The 17,043-nt window shown below is 69.8% G+C and carries 8 protein-coding genes; 6 read left to right on the top strand and 2 right to left on the bottom strand.

Annotation, left to right across the window (positions count from 1 at the left end; genetic code table 11):
* Positions 1–518 precede the first annotated feature (518 nt).
* On the bottom strand, positions 519–4,115 hold the full coding sequence (gene metH, locus ABZW96_RS22835) for a methionine synthase (protein ID WP_355077499.1): 3,597 nt from the start codon (positions 4,113–4,115) through the stop codon (positions 519–521).
* Positions 4,116–4,282: 167 nt separating this feature from the next.
* Here metH and ABZW96_RS22830 point away from each other — a divergent pair, with 167 nt between their 5' ends.
* Together ABZW96_RS22830 and ABZW96_RS22825 are read left to right on the top strand one after the other, a co-directional pair.
* Entirely contained in the window at positions 4,283–5,167 is an 885-nt protein-coding gene (locus tag ABZW96_RS22830; protein WP_063018039.1) for a PAC2 family protein, read from the top strand.
* 114 nt (positions 5,168–5,281) lie between these two features.
* Positions 5,282–7,873, top strand: a complete 2,592-nt coding sequence (locus tag ABZW96_RS22825) for an AMP-binding protein (RefSeq protein WP_355077497.1) — start codon at positions 5,282–5,284, stop codon at positions 7,871–7,873.
* Here ABZW96_RS22825 and ABZW96_RS22820 read toward each other — a convergent pair.
* Positions 7,775–8,080: a hypothetical protein gene (locus tag ABZW96_RS22820; RefSeq protein ID WP_350901430.1), complete on the bottom strand. Its 306-nt coding sequence runs from the start codon at positions 8,078–8,080 to the stop codon at positions 7,775–7,777. The genes ABZW96_RS22825 and ABZW96_RS22820 overlap by 99 nt on opposite strands.
* 331 nt (positions 8,081–8,411) lie before the next feature.
* Between ABZW96_RS22820 and ABZW96_RS22815 the strand changes: the two genes are divergently transcribed.
* The 4 genes from ABZW96_RS22815 to ABZW96_RS22800 all read left to right on the top strand — a co-directional run bounded on the left by ABZW96_RS22815 (position 8,412) and on the right by ABZW96_RS22800 (position 16,974).
* The gene (locus ABZW96_RS22815) at positions 8,412–9,551 is read left to right on the top strand and encodes an XRE family transcriptional regulator (protein ID WP_355077686.1); all 1,140 of its coding nucleotides are present in this window, start codon (positions 8,412–8,414) and stop codon (positions 9,549–9,551) included.
* 107 nt (positions 9,552–9,658) lie between these two features.
* Complete coding sequence (locus ABZW96_RS22810) at positions 9,659–11,356, top strand: TIGR02677 family protein (protein ID WP_355077495.1); 1,698 nt, start codon at positions 9,659–9,661, stop codon at positions 11,354–11,356.
* Complete coding sequence (locus ABZW96_RS22805) at positions 11,356–12,780, top strand: TIGR02678 family protein (protein WP_355077493.1); 1,425 nt, start codon at positions 11,356–11,358, stop codon at positions 12,778–12,780. Before ABZW96_RS22810 ends, ABZW96_RS22805 begins: the two co-directional genes overlap by 1 nt.
* A 3-nt stretch (positions 12,781–12,783) precedes the next feature.
* Positions 12,784–16,974: a TIGR02680 family protein gene (locus ABZW96_RS22800; protein WP_355077491.1), complete on the top strand. Its 4,191-nt coding sequence runs from the start codon at positions 12,784–12,786 to the stop codon at positions 16,972–16,974.
* Positions 16,975–17,043 lie beyond the last annotated feature (69 nt).

Here is a 17,043-nt window from a genome sequence, read left to right as displayed (position 1 = left end):
GATGCAGTTACAACGCCTTCGACAATGGCACATCCACCCGACACACAGCCACCTCCCGGTGCGGGCACGGACGATCGCCCAGGTAAACCGCGCGCGCCCGCCACTGTGACGCGCCGACGAGCGCCCCGATGCACGCGAGACATGACATCCGAGCAGGTAGCAAAGGCCCTTCACACGAGAGCATCTCGCTATTGCTAACAGTCCACCACTGATCGCCGTCCGGCCGCGACGCCCGCTGCGGACCACGAACGGACGGACAGGCCGAGAAAGGCGCTCACGTCCGCTGCACTCCGCGCGCCTACGCCCGATCCGCGAGACGAAGATGGCGCGCCCCGGGCACTCGGCAGACCGATCGGCCGGTCGAGAGCGTCCGGAAGCAGCGATGCCAACCTGCGGCAAAGGCGACGTACCGATACGGCTTCCAAAGCCTCGCGCCTGACGATCGGGCAGCCGCGTTCGCGCTGACAGCGCGGCGCCGAGACCCTCGGGCGTCGGCGCCGCGCCGCATCGGCGAACGGCTACGCGTTGAAGTACTTCGCCTCCGGATGCAGCAGGACAAAGGCGTCGGTGGACTGCTCCGGATGCAGCTGCAACTCCTCGGAGAGCACGACGCCGATGCGATCGGCTTCGAGCAGGTCGACCAGTTTGGCGCGGTCCTCCAGCTCCGGGCAGGCGCCGTAGCCGAACGAGTAGCGGGCGCCGCGATAGCCGAGCTTGAAGTACTCCAGCACGTCGGCCGGGTCGGAGTCGGCGACCGCGTGACCGTCGAGGACGAGCTCCTCGCGGATGCGGCGGTGCCAGTACTCGGCGAGCGCCTCGGTGAGCTGGACGCCGATGCCGTGCACCTCGAGGTAATCGCGGTAGCTGTCACCCGCGAACAGCTCGTTGGCGAAGTCGGCGATCGGCTGACCCATCGTGACCAGCTGGAACGGAAGCACGTCCACCTGACCGGTCGAGCGGGCGTACTCCCGCGAACGGATGAAGTCGGCGATGCACAGGAACCGGTCGCGCTGCTGCCGCGGGAAGGTGAACCGGTACCGCTCCGGCGCATCGGGTTCCGGTTCGGTGAGCACGATGACGTCGTCGCCTTCGGACACCGCGGGGAAGTAGCCGTACACCACCGCGGCGTGCTGCAACACGCCCTCGGTGCTCAATCGGTCCAGCCAGGCGCGCAGACGCGGCCTGCCCTCGGTCTCCACCAGTTCCTCGTAGCCGGGACCGTCGCCACCGCGCTGCCCACGCAGGCCCCACTGCCCCAGGAACAACGCCCGCTCGTCGAGCAGGCCCGAATATTCGTGCAGCGCGAGGCCTTTCACCACCCGTGTGCCCCAGAAGGGCGGCACCGGCACCGGCAGATCGGCCGCGACGTCGGAGCGCTCCGGCACCACGACGGGCGCCTCGTTCGCCCTGCGCTCCGCCGCGATTCGCTTGGAGCGCTCGTGGCGCGCTTTGCGCTCGGCGGCCTTCTCCCGCTCGGCGATGGCTTCCGGGCTGTCCGGGTCGAGGTCGCCACCGCGTTTGCGGGTCATGATGTCGTCCATCAGCCGCAGGCCCTCGAACGCGTCGCGCGCATAGTGCACGTCGCCCTCGTACACCTCGGTCAGGTCGTTCTCCACGTAGGAGCGGGTGAGCGCCGCACCGCCCAGCAGCACCGGGAACTGCTCGGCCACGCCCTTGGCGTTGAGCTCCTCGAGGTTCTCCTTCATCACCACGGTCGACTTGACCAGCAGGCCCGACATGCCGATGACGTCTGCCTTCTTGTCCACCGCCGCGTCCAGGATGGTGGCGATCGGCTGCTTGATGCCGAGGTTGACCACCTCGTAGCCGTTGTTCGACAGGATGATGTCGACCAGGTTCTTGCCGATGTCGTGCACGTCGCCCTTCACGGTGGCCAGCACGATGCGGCCCTTGCCACTGTCGTCGGTGGCCTCCATGTGCGGCTCGAGGTACGCGACGGCGGCCTTCATCACCTCGGCGGACTGCAGCACGAACGGCAGCTGCATCTGACCGGACCCGAACAGCTCGCCGACCGTCTTCATCCCGGCCAGCAGGGTCTCGTTGATGATCTGCAGCGGCGGCACCTCGGTCATGGCCGCGTCCAGGTCGGCTTCCATCCCGGCGCGTTCCCCGTCGACGATCCGCCGCTCCAGCCGCTCGAACAACGGCAGCGCGGCCAGTTCCTCCGCCCGCGACGCCTTCGACGAGGAGGTGGACACGCCTTCGAACAGCGCCATCAGCTTCTGCAGCGGGTCGTAGCCCTCCGCACGGCGGTCGTACACCAGATCCAGCGCGACCTCGCGCTGCTCCTCCGGGATACGGCTGATCGGCAGGATCTTGGAGGCGTGCACGATCGCCGAATCCAGACCGGCTTGGACGCATTCGTGCATGAAGACCGAGTTGAGCACCTGCCGGGCGGCCGGATTGAGGCCGAAGGAGATGTTGGAAAGACCCAAGGTGGTCTGCACCCGTGGATGCCGGCGCTTGAGCTCGCGGATGGCCTCGATGGTCTCCAGCCCGTCGCGGCGCGACTCCTCCTGGCCGGTGCCCAGGGTGAAGGTGAGCGTGTCGATGATGATGTCGCTCTCCGACAGCCCCCAGTTGCCGGTGATGTCGGCGATCAGCCGCTCGGCGATCTCCACCTTCTTCGCCGCGGTGCGGGCCTGGCCCTCCTCGTCGATGGTCAGCGCGACCACGGCGGCGCCGTGCTCGGCGACCAGGCGCATGGTCTGCTGGAACCGCGAATCGGGACCGGCGCCGTCCTCGTAGTTCACCGAGTTGACCGCGCAACGCCCGCCGAGGTGCTCCAGCCCGGCCCGCAGTACGGGGGCCTCGGTGGAGTCGAGCATGATCGGCAACGTCGAAGCGGTGGCCAGCCTGCTCGCCAGCTCCGACATGTCGCGGGTGCCGTCCCGGCCGACGTAGTCGACGCACAGGTCGAGCATGTGTGCCCCGTCACGGGTCTGGTCCTTGGCGATGTCCAAGCACTTCTGCCAGTCCCCGGCGAGCATGGCCTCACGGAATGCCTTGGAGCCGTTGGCGTTCGTGCGTTCGCCGATCATCAGGACCGAGGCGTCCTGCTCGAACGGCACCGCGGTGTACATGCTGGACACGCTCGGCTCGTGCACCGGCGCGCGCCGCTGCGCGATCGGCGGCAGGGCCGGCTCGACTTCGCGCACCGCGGCGGTGACCTGGCGGATGTGCTCGGGCGTGGTACCGCAGCAGCCGCCGACCAGGGCCAGGCCGAACTCGGTGACGAACCCGCGCAGCGCGACCGCCAGTTCCTCGGGGGTGAGCGGGTAGACCGCCCCGTCCGCGCCGAGCACCGGCAGCCCGGCGTTCGGCATCACCGAGACCGGCACCTGCGCGTGCCGGGACAGGTGGCGCAGGTGCTCGCTCATCTCGTCCGGGCCGGTCGCGCAGTTCAGGCCGATCATGTCGATGCCGAGGGGCTCCAGCGCGGTGAGCGCCGCGCCGATCTCGCTGCCGACCAGCATCGTGCCCGTGGTCTCCACCGTGACGTGCGTGATGATCGGGATCCGGCGGCCCAGCTTCGCCATCGCGCGCTTGCTGCCGGTCACCGCCGCCTTGACCTGCAGCAGGTCCTGGCAGGTCTCGATGAGGATGGCGTCGGCGCCGCCGTCCAGCATGCCGAGGGCGGCCTCGGTGTAGGCGTCGCGCAGCGCGGCGAACGGGGCGTGACCGAGCGTGGGCAGCTTGGTGCCCGGCCCCATCGAGCCGAGCACGTAGCGTGGCGTACCGTCGGGAGACGGTCCCATCTCGTCGGCGACCTCACGGGCCAGCCGGGTTCCCCGCTCGGAGAGGTCGCGGATCCGGTCGGCGATGTCGTAGTCGGCGAGGTTGGGCAGGTTGCAGCCGAAGGTGTTGGTCTCCACCGCGTCGGCGCCCGCTTCGAAATAGGCGCGGTGGATGCCGCGCAGGACCTCGGGGCGGGTGTCGTTGAGGATCTCGTTACAGCCCTCCAACCCGCGGAAATCGTCGAGGGTCAGATCGGCAGCTTGCAGCATGGTGCCCATCGCACCGTCGCCGATGACGACACGGCGGCGCAGCGTGTCGAGTAGCGTGGTGTCGAACTCGGCGGGGACGGACGCAGACATGCGTTCCAGCGTAGTGGGCGGGGCTGACGATCCAGGCCACGGCGTGGAGGCTCGGTGTCCTGGACCACACGCGCGGCCCGGAGCCGCCGCGTCCGCGCGCCGGAACACGCCACCCCGTCCGGCCGTTCTACGACACGCCATGTCGCCGCACACCGTAGGCTGACCGAGTGAACGCCAGTGAAACTCCCGATCCGGAACTGCCGACGTTGCGGGATCCGGTACTGGTCGCCGCCTTCGAGGGGTGGAACGACGCCGGTGACGCGGCCAGCGGCGCCGTCGAGCATCTGGAACTGATCTGGGACGCCGAGCCGTTGGCCGAGCTCGACTCCGAGGACTACTACGACTATCAGGTCAACCGCCCGACGGTGCGTCAGGTGGACGGTGTGACCAGGGAAATCCAGTGGCCGTCGACGATGTTGTCGGTGTGCTCGCCGCCCGGCAGCGACCGCGACGTGGTGCTGCTGCGCGGTATCGAACCGAATATGCGCTGGCGCAGCTTCTGCGGCGACCTGCTGGAGTTCATCGAGCAACTCGGGGTGCAGACCGTGGTCATTCTCGGCGCACTGCTCGCGGACACTCCGCACACTCGCCCGGTACCGGTGACCGGCTCGGCATACAGCAAGGAAGCGGCCGAGCGGTTCAGCCTGGAGCAGACCCGCTACGAGGGACCGACCGGGATCACCGGCGTGCTGCAGGACCAGTGCGTGAAGGCGGGGGTCCCGGCGGTGTCGTTCTGGGCCGCCGTTCCGCACTATGTCTCCCAGCCGCCGAATCCGAAGGCGACCATCGCGCTGCTGCACCGCGTCGAGGACGTGCTCGACATCGAGGTGCCGCTGGGTGAGTTGCCCAAGCAGGCCGAGGACTGGGAGACCGCGGTGAACGAGATGACCGTGGGCGACGAGGAGATCAGCGAGTACGTGCGCTCGCTGGAGGAACGCGGCGACGCCGCGGTCGACGTGAACGAGGCGATGGCCAAGATCGACGGCGACGCCATCGCGGCCGAATTCGAGAAGTACCTGCGCAGACGGGGTCCGGGCAGCTTCGGTCTCTGATCGGTTGCGCGTCGGCGCGTTCGGTGCGGGCGGCCGGCGTCCGCGGGGTTCACCGGAAGTTCGCCGGGGGGCCACCTTCAGGTCGGGAAACGACCCCCTCCTACACTTTCGCCGGTGACCGTCCATCCGATCGTCGAGCGTCTGCGCACCTTCGACGAGCGGATCGCCGTCCATTGCCCCGACCGTGCGGGCGCGGACGGCGGCGGATCCCCACCCACCCGGCAGGTGACCTACGCTCAGCTTGCTGCGCTCGTCGAGTCCTTCGCGGCCGAACTCGGCCCGGCCCGTCGCCTCGTCGCGCTCGCCGCGCGCAACGATCTTTCCTCGCTCGTCGCGTACCTCGGAGCGCTCAGCGCCGGATGCGTGGTCTTGCTGACCGAGCAGATCACTGCGGAGTTGCGGGACGCCTACGACCCGGACGTGCTCGTCGAAGACGGGCGCGCCGAGGTGGTCCGGGAACGCTCGGCGCATCGCCTGCATCCGGAGCTCGCGCTGCTGCTGAGCACCTCGGGCTCCACCGGGTCGCCCAAACTGGTCCGGCTCTCGGCGACGAACCTGCGTTCCAACGCGGCGGCCATCGCCGAGTACCTGGCCATCGGCCCTGGCGATTGCGCGGCCACCACCCTGCCGATGTTCTACTGCTACGGGCTGTCGGTGGTGCACAGCCACCTGTGGCGCGGGGCGAGCCTCATGCTCACCGACCAGTCGGTATTGGACACGCAGTTCTGGCACGCGTTCCGGGACTGCCGCGCAACGTCGTTCGCCGCGGTTCCCTACACCATCGAACTGCTGGACCGAATCGGTTTCGCCCGTATGGACCTGCCGCACCTGCGCTATGTCACCCAGGCGGGCGGCAGACTGGCGCCGGAGCGGGTACGCGAATACGCCGCGCTCGGCCGGGAACACGGCTGGGAGTTCGTGGTCATGTACGGCCAGACCGAGGCCACCGCGCGAATGGCCTATCTGCCCGCGCATCTGGCGAGCGCGCACCCGGACTGCATCGGGATCCCGATTCCGGGCGGCGAATTCACCCTCGAGCCGGTCGAGGAAGCCGACGACAATGGGGACGAACCGCGCGAACTGGTCTATCGCGGGGCCAATGTGATGATGGGATACGCGAAGTCCGCCGCAGACCTCGCCCTCGGCCGTACGGTCGATGCCCTGCGCACGGGCGACCTGGCACGACGCACACCCGAGGGCTTGTACCAGGTGGTCGGCAGGCGTAGCCGGTTCGCCAAGATCTTCGGACTGCGCATCGATCTGGAGCGTCTCGAATCCGGGCTGGCGGAGGCCGGATTCACGGCACGGTGCGCGGACGACGACGCGCACCTCGTGGTGGCCGTGGAGACCCCGCGGTCCGATCTCACCGAGCTCGCCGCGCGACTGTCCGGCCTGCCCGCCGCCGCCGTGCGGGTCCACGTGGTCGAACGGATCCCGCGGTTACCGAATGGCAAACCCGACTACCCCGCTATCCGGCGGCTGGCCGGATCCGCGCCGCAGACACGTGACATCCGCTCCCTCTACGCCACGACGCTGGGCATCGATCCCGCGCGGGTCCACCCGGACAGCACGTTCGTCGACCTCGGCGGCAACTCGCTCACCTACGTGACCACCGCGGCACGGCTGGAGCGGGCGATCGGCCGCCTGCCCACCGACTGGCCGAACACGTCCGTGGCGGAACTGGAACGGATACCACGAGGCCGCAGGCGTTTCGGACGGGCACTCGACACCGGAACGCTGCTGCGCGCGGTCGGCATCGTGCTCATCGTCAGCTCGCACGCCGGAGTGTACGTGCTCTGGGGCGCGGCGCACGTGCTGCTCGGCGTGGCCGGCTTCAACTTCGCGCGGTTCGGAGTGACCACGGCCCCAGCCGCCGAGCGACTGCGCCACACGTTGCGCACCGTGGCATACATCGCGGTGCCGACGGCGCTCTGGGTCGCGCTGACCATGACTCGCACCGACTACTACGGCTGGCAGAATGTCCTGTTACTGAACAAGATTCTCGGCCCGCACGACAGCGCCACCGCCGGGCACCTGTGGTTTCTCGAGGTGCTCGTGTATTTCATGCTGGCCGCCGCGCTGTTGATCCGGATCCCCGTGGTGGACCGGTGGCAACGGGCCGAGCCGTTCTGGTTCGCGATGGCGCTGGTCGCGCTGAGCCTCGTCTTTCGATACCAAGCGTTCGGTCTGTATTCGGCGAAGGACATCCCGTTCTCTCCGCTGGCGGTGTGGCTCTTCGCGCTCGGTTGGGCGGCGGCGAAGGCGACGTCGATGTGGCAGCGGATGACGGTGAGTGCCGTCGTACTGATCACGGTGCCTGGTTATTTCGGCGTTCCCGAACGGGAACGTTTGATCATGGCGGGCTTGCTCGCACTGGTGTGGTTGTCCGCGGTCCGGGTTCCCGCCGTCGTCGCCGTCTGCGCCGCGGTGCTGGCCGACGGCTCGTTGTTCGTCTATCTGCTGCATTGGCAGGTATACCCGCTGTTCGAACAGCACCGGCTCGCGGGGCTGCTCGCTTCCCTGGCAGCGGGTGTACTCGTCACCGGCGCGGTGACCGGACTGCGACGCTGGGGTTCGGGGCGGTACCGGGCAGTTCGGTCGCGGCGATCAACTCTCCACCGTCCACACCCGCGCCGCCGCCTCCTGAGCCAGCTTGGCGATCAAGATGTCGCGCGGAATCGTCTGGCCGGCAAAGTGATCGAGTGAGGGAACCACCACATGGTGCGCGTCCGCGCGCTTGAGTTCCGCCGTGAGCTCGGCGAAAGCCGCCCCGTCACCGCCGGTCGATTCATGGAACGTTGCGGCGAAGCACAGCCCTTCCTCGCGGGCGAGGCTGCTCATCGCGGCCTCGAGCTCCTTGCTATGGCCATCGGCCAGATCGTCACGCAAGTATCCATAGATCAACGCTTCCACCCGAACCTCCGTTGGATTGGGATCGCTGTTCTCTTATGTGGATCCACCCGTTTTACGGGGTATTTGCGCTTCGTGCAAGAGCAGATGTACTTGCAATTGCTCTTACAGGAGGGGCTGGCTAACTTCTAGCGCCATGTTCAGCATGCACAACGCGGCGGCGCGAAAGTAGCTGTCAACACACGGACATCTGCCTGCCCTCTTAAGGCCACCAAACGTTAACTGGTGCGATACTACAGACGTGGCCGCTACCGACGATCGACCCGTCTGGGCAGTCCGAATGCGTTCCGAGCGTGACGCGAGGGGGTGGTCGCAAGCCGACGCTGTTCGCGTGATGCGTGGAAAGTCTTCGCACAACCTGCCGACCGACAGTACTCTCCTACGCAACTGGCGCCGTTGGGAATCGGGCGAATCACGCCCCGACGACTTCTACGCGCCGATCATCGCCGCCACCTTCGACACGGTGACCGCGGCGTTCTTTCCCAAGGCCAGACCGAACCGGGACGACGAATTGCTCTCGGCCACCGGCATGGACACGCTCGAGTTCATCGGACGACTCCGTATGTCCGATGTGTCCTCCGTGACACTGGAGGCCGTCCGCATCACCGCAGAACGCCTGTGCTGCGAATACTCCTACGCCGACCCGCACGACCTGCACGCCGACGGCACCGCGTGGCTGCGCAGAATCACCTCGTTGCTGGACGGTCGCCTGACCCTGGCGCAGCACCGCGAAATCCTCGTTCTCGCCGGATGGGTGGCGTTGCTGGTCGGCTGCGTCGACTACGACCTCGGCAGGCGCACCGCCGCGGAGGCGACCCGCCGCGCCGCCCAGTCGCTGGCGCAGGAGGCGGAGAACATCGAGATCGCGGCATGGGCAGCGGAAATGACCGCGTGGTTCGCGCTGACCCAGGGTAACTACCGCGGCGTCATCGAGACCGTGCAGCCGACGCTGGAAGTAAGCCAGCACCTGCGCGTCGGTGTCCAGCTCGCCGCCCAGCGCGCCAAAGCCTGGGCCAGGCTGGGCAACCCGCGCGAGGTGGAGGCGGCGCTCGACGAAGGCCGAGCTATCTTGGAGCGACTCGATCATCCGGCCAATCTGGACAACCATTTCGTCATCGATGCGAACAAGTTCGACTTCTACGCGATGGACTGCTGCCGGGTCGCGGGCGAGGATCGGCTCGCCGAAACCTACGCGCGGGAAGTGATCCGCAACGCCACCCGCCCGGACGGCAGCGTGCGCAATCCGATGCGGGTCTCCGAGGCGCACCTGACTTTGGCCGTGGTCGCGGTGCGCGACCGTGACCTGGAACTCGCGGTCGCCGAGGGCATGCGCGCGTTCGCGGGCAGCAGGCGGTCGTTGCCCTCGCTGATGTGGATCGCGGGGGAAGTCGCGCGTGAGATCATCGAGCGGTTCCCCGGCGATCCGCGCACCCGCGCTTATCTGGACCAGTTGCGTTCGCTGTCCGTCGAGTGAGCCGACCTGCGCCGCGGCAGCGGCGAACGGTGACGAACCGGACGCGGCCACGCCGAACACCGGAACGTCGTGCGGGTGGCGATCGGCCCGCTACTACCCTGTTCCCGGTGACCGACTCCGATGACGGCTGGGCCGACGCCCACTGGGACGACCGGCTGCGGCTGTTCTCTTTCGCCACCGCCGAGCGGCGCGCCGATTACCTCCGGGTGCTGCGCGCGTTCGACGGCGCGCGGGCAGCATACGTGGTGCTGCTGCACGCGGATGACGTCGCGGAGTGGATCGACCGCAACGGAAACACGCTGCACACGCCCGATCCGGTCACTGCGAACCAACCGGTCACGAATGCCGGCGTGGATCCGGCGCAAGCGCGCACGCGTCCGTCGGATCCACCCGGGGGCGAGCCGGAAACCGGTGCGCCGGACCGGTCCCCGGAGACACCCGGCCGACCCGCCGCGCCCCCGCTGACCGCGGCCGAGATCGGCCCGTTGCTAGACCAGTTGCACCAGTGGGGCATGCTGGAGCGCAGTTACGACGGAACCCGCGCCGCGACGCTGGCCGAATATCGTAATCGGCACTACGTGTACCAGTTCTCCCAGGCTGGTTTCCAGGCCTACCAGGCAGTCGCCGGTGTGCTCAGCGCCCGCCTCGACGAAGCTTCGTTGTCGCGCCTGGTGCTGCCGGAACTGCTGGCCGATCTGCACACCCTGGCCGAGGCCAACCGGTCGGGTGACGCCGAACGCGTCTACCGCACGCTGCGCCGTCTCGACATCGCGTTATCCGACCTGGCCGCCCGCGCCGCGCACTTCTATCTGGGGCTCGGCGACCTGGTTCGCACCACCGAGATCACCCCGGAATCGTTTCTCGCGCACAAGGACGCCCTGCTGGCGCACATGCGGGAGTTCAGCCTCGACCTGGCCCGGTTCACCCCGCGGCTGGCGGCCGCGATCGCCGAGATCGAGGAGACCGGCGTCGACGACCTGATCGGCCGGGCGGCGCGCTGCGACGAGCGGGTGCTGCTGAGTGTCGAGGAACGCCGGTCGGATTGGCAGGCCAGGTGGGACGGACTGCGGACCTGGTTCGTCGCGTCCGGCGGTGAACAGGCGGGGACGACGGAGGCCGAGCGGTTGCGTGAGGCCACCATGAGCGCGATCGCCGCGGTGCTGTCGCTGCTGCGGCGGGTCACCGAGACGCGGCGCGGCGGGGTCAGCCGGGAGTCGGCGCTGCGGCATCTGGCCGGCTGGTTCACCGCGGCGCCGACCGTGGACAGCGCCCACGCGCTGTTCGACGCGGTGTTCGGGCTGGGCAAGCCGCGGCACCTGGCGATGGAGCACCCGGACGCCGACGTGATTCCGGCGATTCGATCTTGGTGGGACGCACCGCCGTTGGAGATCTCGCGCACGCTCGCCGAGACCGGACGCCCGCCCTCCGCGGGTGCGCCCGCCCGTATCCACCGCAACGACGCGGGTATCCGGCGTCTGCGCGAGGCGCAGTTGGACGCGCAGCGGGCCCGCGCGGAGGCCGCCAGGTCGCTGGCGTCCGGCGACGTGCACGAACGAGTGCTGGACGACCGGGAGACCGAGGTGCTGCTGCGGCTGCTGGACGCCGCGTCCACCGCGTGGGTTCCGGTGCGCGGCCGGGTGGCCGGCACCACCGGCTCCGACAGCGGCGTCACCCTGACGGTGTCCGAGCACGACGGTCCGACCGTCGTGCGCACCACCCGGGGACTGCTGCGGTTGAACAACCGGTCACTGAAGATCGAGCAGACCGCCGGAACACGGTCCCGCCCGCGCGGGGAGCACGGCTGATGCACGCACGCACCATCGATGCGCTCGCGCTGGACAACTACCAACGCGCCGCCCGAGTCGTCCTGGCCAACCACCTGGTGACCCGCGCCTATCCGGACCGGATCGCACTGCCGCTGATCCGGCGCTGGGCCACCGAGCTGCGCGAGGACCTCGCCGAATTGTTCGGGTACCGCCTGGAAGTCACCGAGACCACCGCGCGGGTCTTCCCGGTCGCCGACCGCCTGGACGCGGGCAGGCCCGCGCGTACCGCCGCCGAGCGCGTCTTCGACCGCCGCCGCTACGCCTACCTGGCTCTCGCGCTGGCCGCGCTGGGGCGCGCCGGGGACCAGATCACGCTGTCGGAGCTGGCCGATCAGGTCGCCGCCTACGCGAACCGGGTGGAGGGACTGGAACTGGCCACCGACCGGGCCGCCGACCGCGACGCGTTCGTCGACGCGGTGGGCTGGCTGACCGTGCGCGGCGCGCTGGGCCTGGCCGACGGTGACGCGGGCGGCTGGGCCAGCGATCCGGAGGCCGGGGAGGCGCTCTACGACATCGACCGGCCGGTCGTCTTCGCGCTGTTCCGGCCGCCGCGGGCCCTGCAACATCTGCACGGCGTGCGCGGGTTGCTCACCGAAGAGCCCATGGTCGGCGGTGTTTCCGCGCACGCGACGACCACCGCCGAAATCGCCCGCCGGGTACGCAGGGCGCTGGTGGAGCAGCCGGTGGTGTACGCAGAGGATCTCGCACCCGAAGAGCGTCCTGTTCTCGCCCAGGAGCGGATCGTCGCGGAGGTCGAACTGTTCACCGGGCTGCGCGCCGAACGCCGCGCGGAGGGCGTGGCGCTGATCGACACCTCGGGGCGGCTGTCGGACGTCCGCTTTCCGGGGACCGGGACGCTCGCGCAGGTCGCCTTGCTCCTGGCCGGTGAGATCGCCGACCGCGTGCTGGACATCGATCACCCGCTGCCGCGGCGCCACGCCGGCCCGGACACGGATGCGGCACTGGCCGACCAGCTCGATGAAGCCATTCCCGAATCCACGCTGTTCGTGCCGCTCGCGGAGCCGCGTTCGCCGGATCCGTCCGCCCCCGAACCGGATTCGGCGACGGATGCAGCGGAGCAGACAGACCGGTCTGTCGCGACAGGCTATCCGCTGATCGACCGGGCCTGGCTGTATGAGACGGTGCAGGCGCTGGCCGATCGCTACGGCACGACGTTCGCCGCGCAATGGCAGGCCGACGTTCCTCGCCTCACCACCGAGGTGGTGGCGCTGCTGGAACGGCTGCGGTTGATCCGGATGGTCGAGGACGGACTGCTCGTGCTGCCCGCACTGGCCCGCTACCGTGGCGCGGTCGTCACGGTCCGCACCAAGCAGGCCGCGGAGCTGTTCGTCACCGCGGCCGACACCTACGGGCCCGGCGGCACCGGGACGGAAGGGAACTGACGAATGTCGCTCATTCACGGCGGAGTGCGGTTCACCCCCACCCGCGCCGGGATCGTCAACCTGTGGGACTACCGCGACCAGGAGTTCTGTTTCGCGGACGGCAGATTGGTCCTGCGCGGGCCGAACGGGTCGGGCAAGACCAAAGCGCTGGAGGTGCTGTTCCCCTTCGTTCTGGACGGACGGATCGAGCCGCGCAGGCTGAACCCGTTCGCGGGCGAGGAACGCACGATGAAGTCGAACCTCCTCTACCGCAAGCAGGACTCGGCCTACTCCTATGTCTGGATGGAGTTCGCGCGCGGTCGCTGGGAAGACCCCGAGGCGGTCACCGTCGGCATCGGCATGCGCGCCACCCGTTCCTCGGACAAGGTGACCCGCTGGTATTTCGTCGCCGACGGCCGGGTCGGGATCGACTTCTCCCTGATCGGCCCCGACGATCGGCCGTTCACCCGTAAGCAGCTGGCCGAGCAGATCGGCACCGACTCGATCGTCGACCGGCCGGTGGACTATCGCAACGCGATCGACGCGCGCATGTTCGGCCTCGGGACGCAGCGCTACGACCAGCTGATCAATCTGATCCTCACGCTGCGCCGCCCGCAGCTGGCCAAGAACCTCGACCCGCGCGGTTTGTCGCAGGCGCTCACCGACGGCCTGCGCCCGCTCGACGAGCAACTGATCCTGGACGCCGCTCGCTCGTTCAGCGATATGGAGGAGGTCGGCAGAACCCTGGAGGGTTTGGTGCACGCCGACACGGCGACCAGGGCTTTCGTCGAGGTGTATCGCAAATACCTTGCGGTTCAAGCGAAGACGGATGTCGACCAGGTGCGGGCGCGGCTCGACGCGGTGACCCACGCGAGCACCGCGCTGTTCGCCGCCACCGCGCTGCGCGAGCGCAGGGAGACCGAGCGTGCCACGGCCGAGGCTCGGGCCGAGGACGCCGACCGCGCCTACGAGCAAGCCATCGCCGACCGGGAGAATCTCCAGCGTTCCAGCGCCTACGAGGGTAAACAGCAGCTCGACGACCTGGCCGACGCGGTGCGTCGCCTGGAGACCTCGGCGGGCGTGCACGCCGACAAGGCGCTCAAGTCCCGCCAGACCCTGGACCAGCGGACCCAGGAGGCCGAGCGCGCACGCACCGCGGTGCGCACCGCCGCCGCCGCGCTCGCCCGCGGCGAGGACGATCTGCGTGCCGCCGCCGAGGAGGCGGGGATCGCATGGACGCCGCTGCCGGAGTCGACGCGGGCCGAGCAGCTCACCGCGGCGGTGCGCGGGCACGCCGAGGAGCGCGACGTCGATGTGCGCGCGGCGCGCAAGGCGGTGGGCGCGGTGGACACCGCTGCCGCCGAACGCACCAGGGCCGAGCGACTGGCCGAGCGCGCGCGGGAACTGCGTGATGCCGCCGCGGCGGAGGTCGCGCACGCCGAAGCGACGGTCGCCTTGACCCGCTCCGAGGCCGCGGCCGCGTTGCGGACCTGGTGGGACGAGCACCGCGCGGTCTACACCCCGGTGCGCTCCGGCCTGTTGGAAGCGCTGAACTCGGCGCTGGCCGAGGCCGGTTCGGATGCGCCCACCGTGGCCGAAGTGCTGGCCGATCGCACGGAACCCCTGCTCGAGGAGATCCGCACCCGCCGCCAAGAGGCACGCGCCCAGGTGGCCTCGGCCACGGCACACGTCGAGGAGCTGACCGCCGAACTCGAGCGGGTCGCGGCCCGGCGCGACGACGCGCCACCGGTATTCGCGGGCCGCTCCGACCGGACCGGTGACCGGTCCGGCGCCGCACTGTGGCGGCTGGTGCGCTTCGCCGACGACGTGCCGCCCGAGACCGCGGCGGGCATCGAGGCCGCGCTGCACGCAGCGAATCTGCTGGACGCCTGGGTGTGCCCGGAAGGCGAGCTGCCGCCGGACTACGAATCCGATCAGTTCCTGCTGCCGCTGCCCGCATCGGACCGCCCGGCCGGTCGCACGCTCGCCGACGTGCTTATCGTGGAAGACGATTCGGACATGCTGACGGTGCCGCGGCAGGTCGTGGCCGATGTGCTCGCTTCCATCGCCCTGCACGAGGACGCGGGCGAGCCGAGCGGCGCGGTGACGATCGGAGCGAACGGCGCGTTCCGGCAAGGCGTGCAGATCGGCCGCCACCGCAAGACCGACGCGGAATTCATCGGCGCCACCGCGCGAGCCAGACGCCGCGAGCTCCGCTCGGCCGAGTTGACCGCGGCCGTGGCGGCCGCCGAGGCGGACCGGAGCGCCGCCGGACAGCGGGAGGCCGCCGCCACCGCCGAACTCGCGCGAATCTCCGCCGCCGCCAAAGCGCTTCCGCGTCCGACCGCGGTGACCACGGCGCTGCGCGCGGTGTCCGAGGCCGCGGGCGTGCTGCGGTCGCGTGCGGAGGCCGCCGCCCACGCCGAGCGCGAACTCGACCAGGCGGTCGCGGACGTGTCCGCCGCGGAGAAGAAACTGCGCGCCGCCGCCACCGCACACCGCACACCGCGCACGGCGCGCGAGATCGACGCCCTCGCCGCCGCCATCCGGCACTTCGAGAACACCGGCACGGGATTGTTGCGGTTGCGCGGCGACCACGAGCGGGAACGAGAGCGCGAACGCGAAGCCGACGACCGCTTGACCGAAGCCACCGACCTGGCCGAGGCGTTCGCGGAAGAGGCCGAGGCCGCGCGCACCGGATACCAGGAGCAATTGCGCAAACTCGAGACCCTGCGCGATGCCCTCGGCGCAGGCGCGGCCGACATCGACCGCGAATTGGAGCAGGCCCGGCAGCGGATCGAGGCGACCAAGGTCGAGCAGAAGGCCGCGCGCAAGGCAGCCAACCAGGCCATCGAGGCGGTCGGCGACGCCGAAGCCGCCTACCGTACCGCGCACGAGTCGCTGGCCACCGCGCTGACCGAGGTGCTGGCGGAGGTGAAAGCCCTCGCGCCGTACGCTCAGCCGGATCTGCTCACGCTGCTCGGCGCCCCCGCCGACGGACGCTGGCCCAGCAGCGACGCCGCGTGGTCGACGCCCGAGCAACTGCTGTACCGGATCGCGACGGCGGGGCCGGAGGCATCACCGCGGGTGCTGCCGGACGAAGTCGCCGCGCTGTTCGACAGCCTCTCGGCGGCCACGGCAGCGGTGCGCGTGAGCGAGGCGACGCGCAAGTCCACCCGCACGGCGGTGACCGGGGCGTTGCAGGAGTTCGACGCGGCGTTGGCCGGCTCGGGCCGCGATTACCGGTTGCAATGGGACGCCGCCGACGGCCTCACCGTCGTCCAGGTGCACGACGAACACGGGGCTTCCGCGCTGGCCGACTTCGCCGCCCGCGTCGACGCCGCCCGGCGGGATCAGGAACTGCTGCTCACCGACGCCGAGCGCCGCATCCTGGAGGATGCCCTGTTGACCGGCCTGGCCCAGCAGATCCACGAACGCACCAGCGACGCGCGCGATCTCATCGCCAGGATGGGCGCGGAGATGAAGCAGCGGCGGATGTCCTCGGGCAACACCATCGGCGTGCACTGGGTGCTGGCCGACAGCCTGTCCGACGCGGCGCGGGCGATGTGCAAGCTGCTCGACCGGGACGCGTCGGCGCTGACGGCGGAGGATCTCGCGGCGATCCGGGCGCACTTCGCCTCCGAGATCAGGGCGGCGCGGGCGGCGCACCCGGAACGCTCCTACCCCGAGATCCTGGCCGCGACCCTGGATTATCGCACCTGGCGGGTGTTCTCGTTCACTTTGATCTCCGCCGACGGCAGCGAGGACAAGCTCACCGTGGCCAGGCACAGCGCGCTGTCCGGCGGCGAGCAGTCGGTGTCGCTGCACCTGCCGCTGTTCGCCGCGGCGCACGTCATGCTCGATTCCGCCGACCCGCAGGCCCCGCGCCTACTGGCCCTGGACGAGGCGTTCGCGGGCGTCGACGACAACGGCCGCAGCGAATTGCTCGGACTGAGTGTGCAATTCGACCTCGATCTGTTCATGACCGGCTACGACCTGTGGATCACCTATCCGCACGTCCCGGCGTGCGCACACTACGACTTGGCGCACTCGGCGGCCGAGAACACCGTCAGCGCGACACTGCTGGTGTGGGACAGCGGCGACCTGCTCGCCGAACACGACGGAACGGATCTCACCGCCGCGCTCGGCTCCCCCGATCGGCGCAGGCTTCCCACCACGATCGAGGGCGCGCTGGAACTCACGCCGGTGAGCTGATCGCCTCCGGGCCGGGTTGATCGACGGCTCGGTCCGGGAGGTCGCAGCAGGCCGCGTCGAGCAGGGAAC

The organism is Nocardia sp. NPDC004168 (genome assembly GCF_040610355.1).
Lineage (GTDB): Bacteria > Actinomycetota > Actinomycetes > Mycobacteriales > Mycobacteriaceae > Nocardia > Nocardia sichangensis.
Note: the sequence above shows the minus strand (reverse complement) of the source record. Positions and strands in the feature narration are given on the sequence as shown.

Excerpts from the sequence above, each read along its gene's own strand:
- metH (WP_355077499.1), bottom strand. The coding sequence starts at position 4,115 with ATGTCTGCGTCCGTCCCCGCCGAGTTCGACACCACGCTACTCGACACG.
- ABZW96_RS22815 (WP_355077686.1), top strand. The coding sequence starts at position 8,412 with ATGCGTGGAAAGTCTTCGCACAACCTGCCGACCGACAGTACTCTCCTA.
- ABZW96_RS22805 (WP_355077493.1), top strand. The coding sequence starts at position 11,356 with ATGCACGCACGCACCATCGATGCGCTCGCGCTGGACAACTACCAACGC.
- ABZW96_RS22800 (WP_355077491.1), top strand. The coding sequence starts at position 12,784 with ATGTCGCTCATTCACGGCGGAGTGCGGTTCACCCCCACCCGCGCCGGG.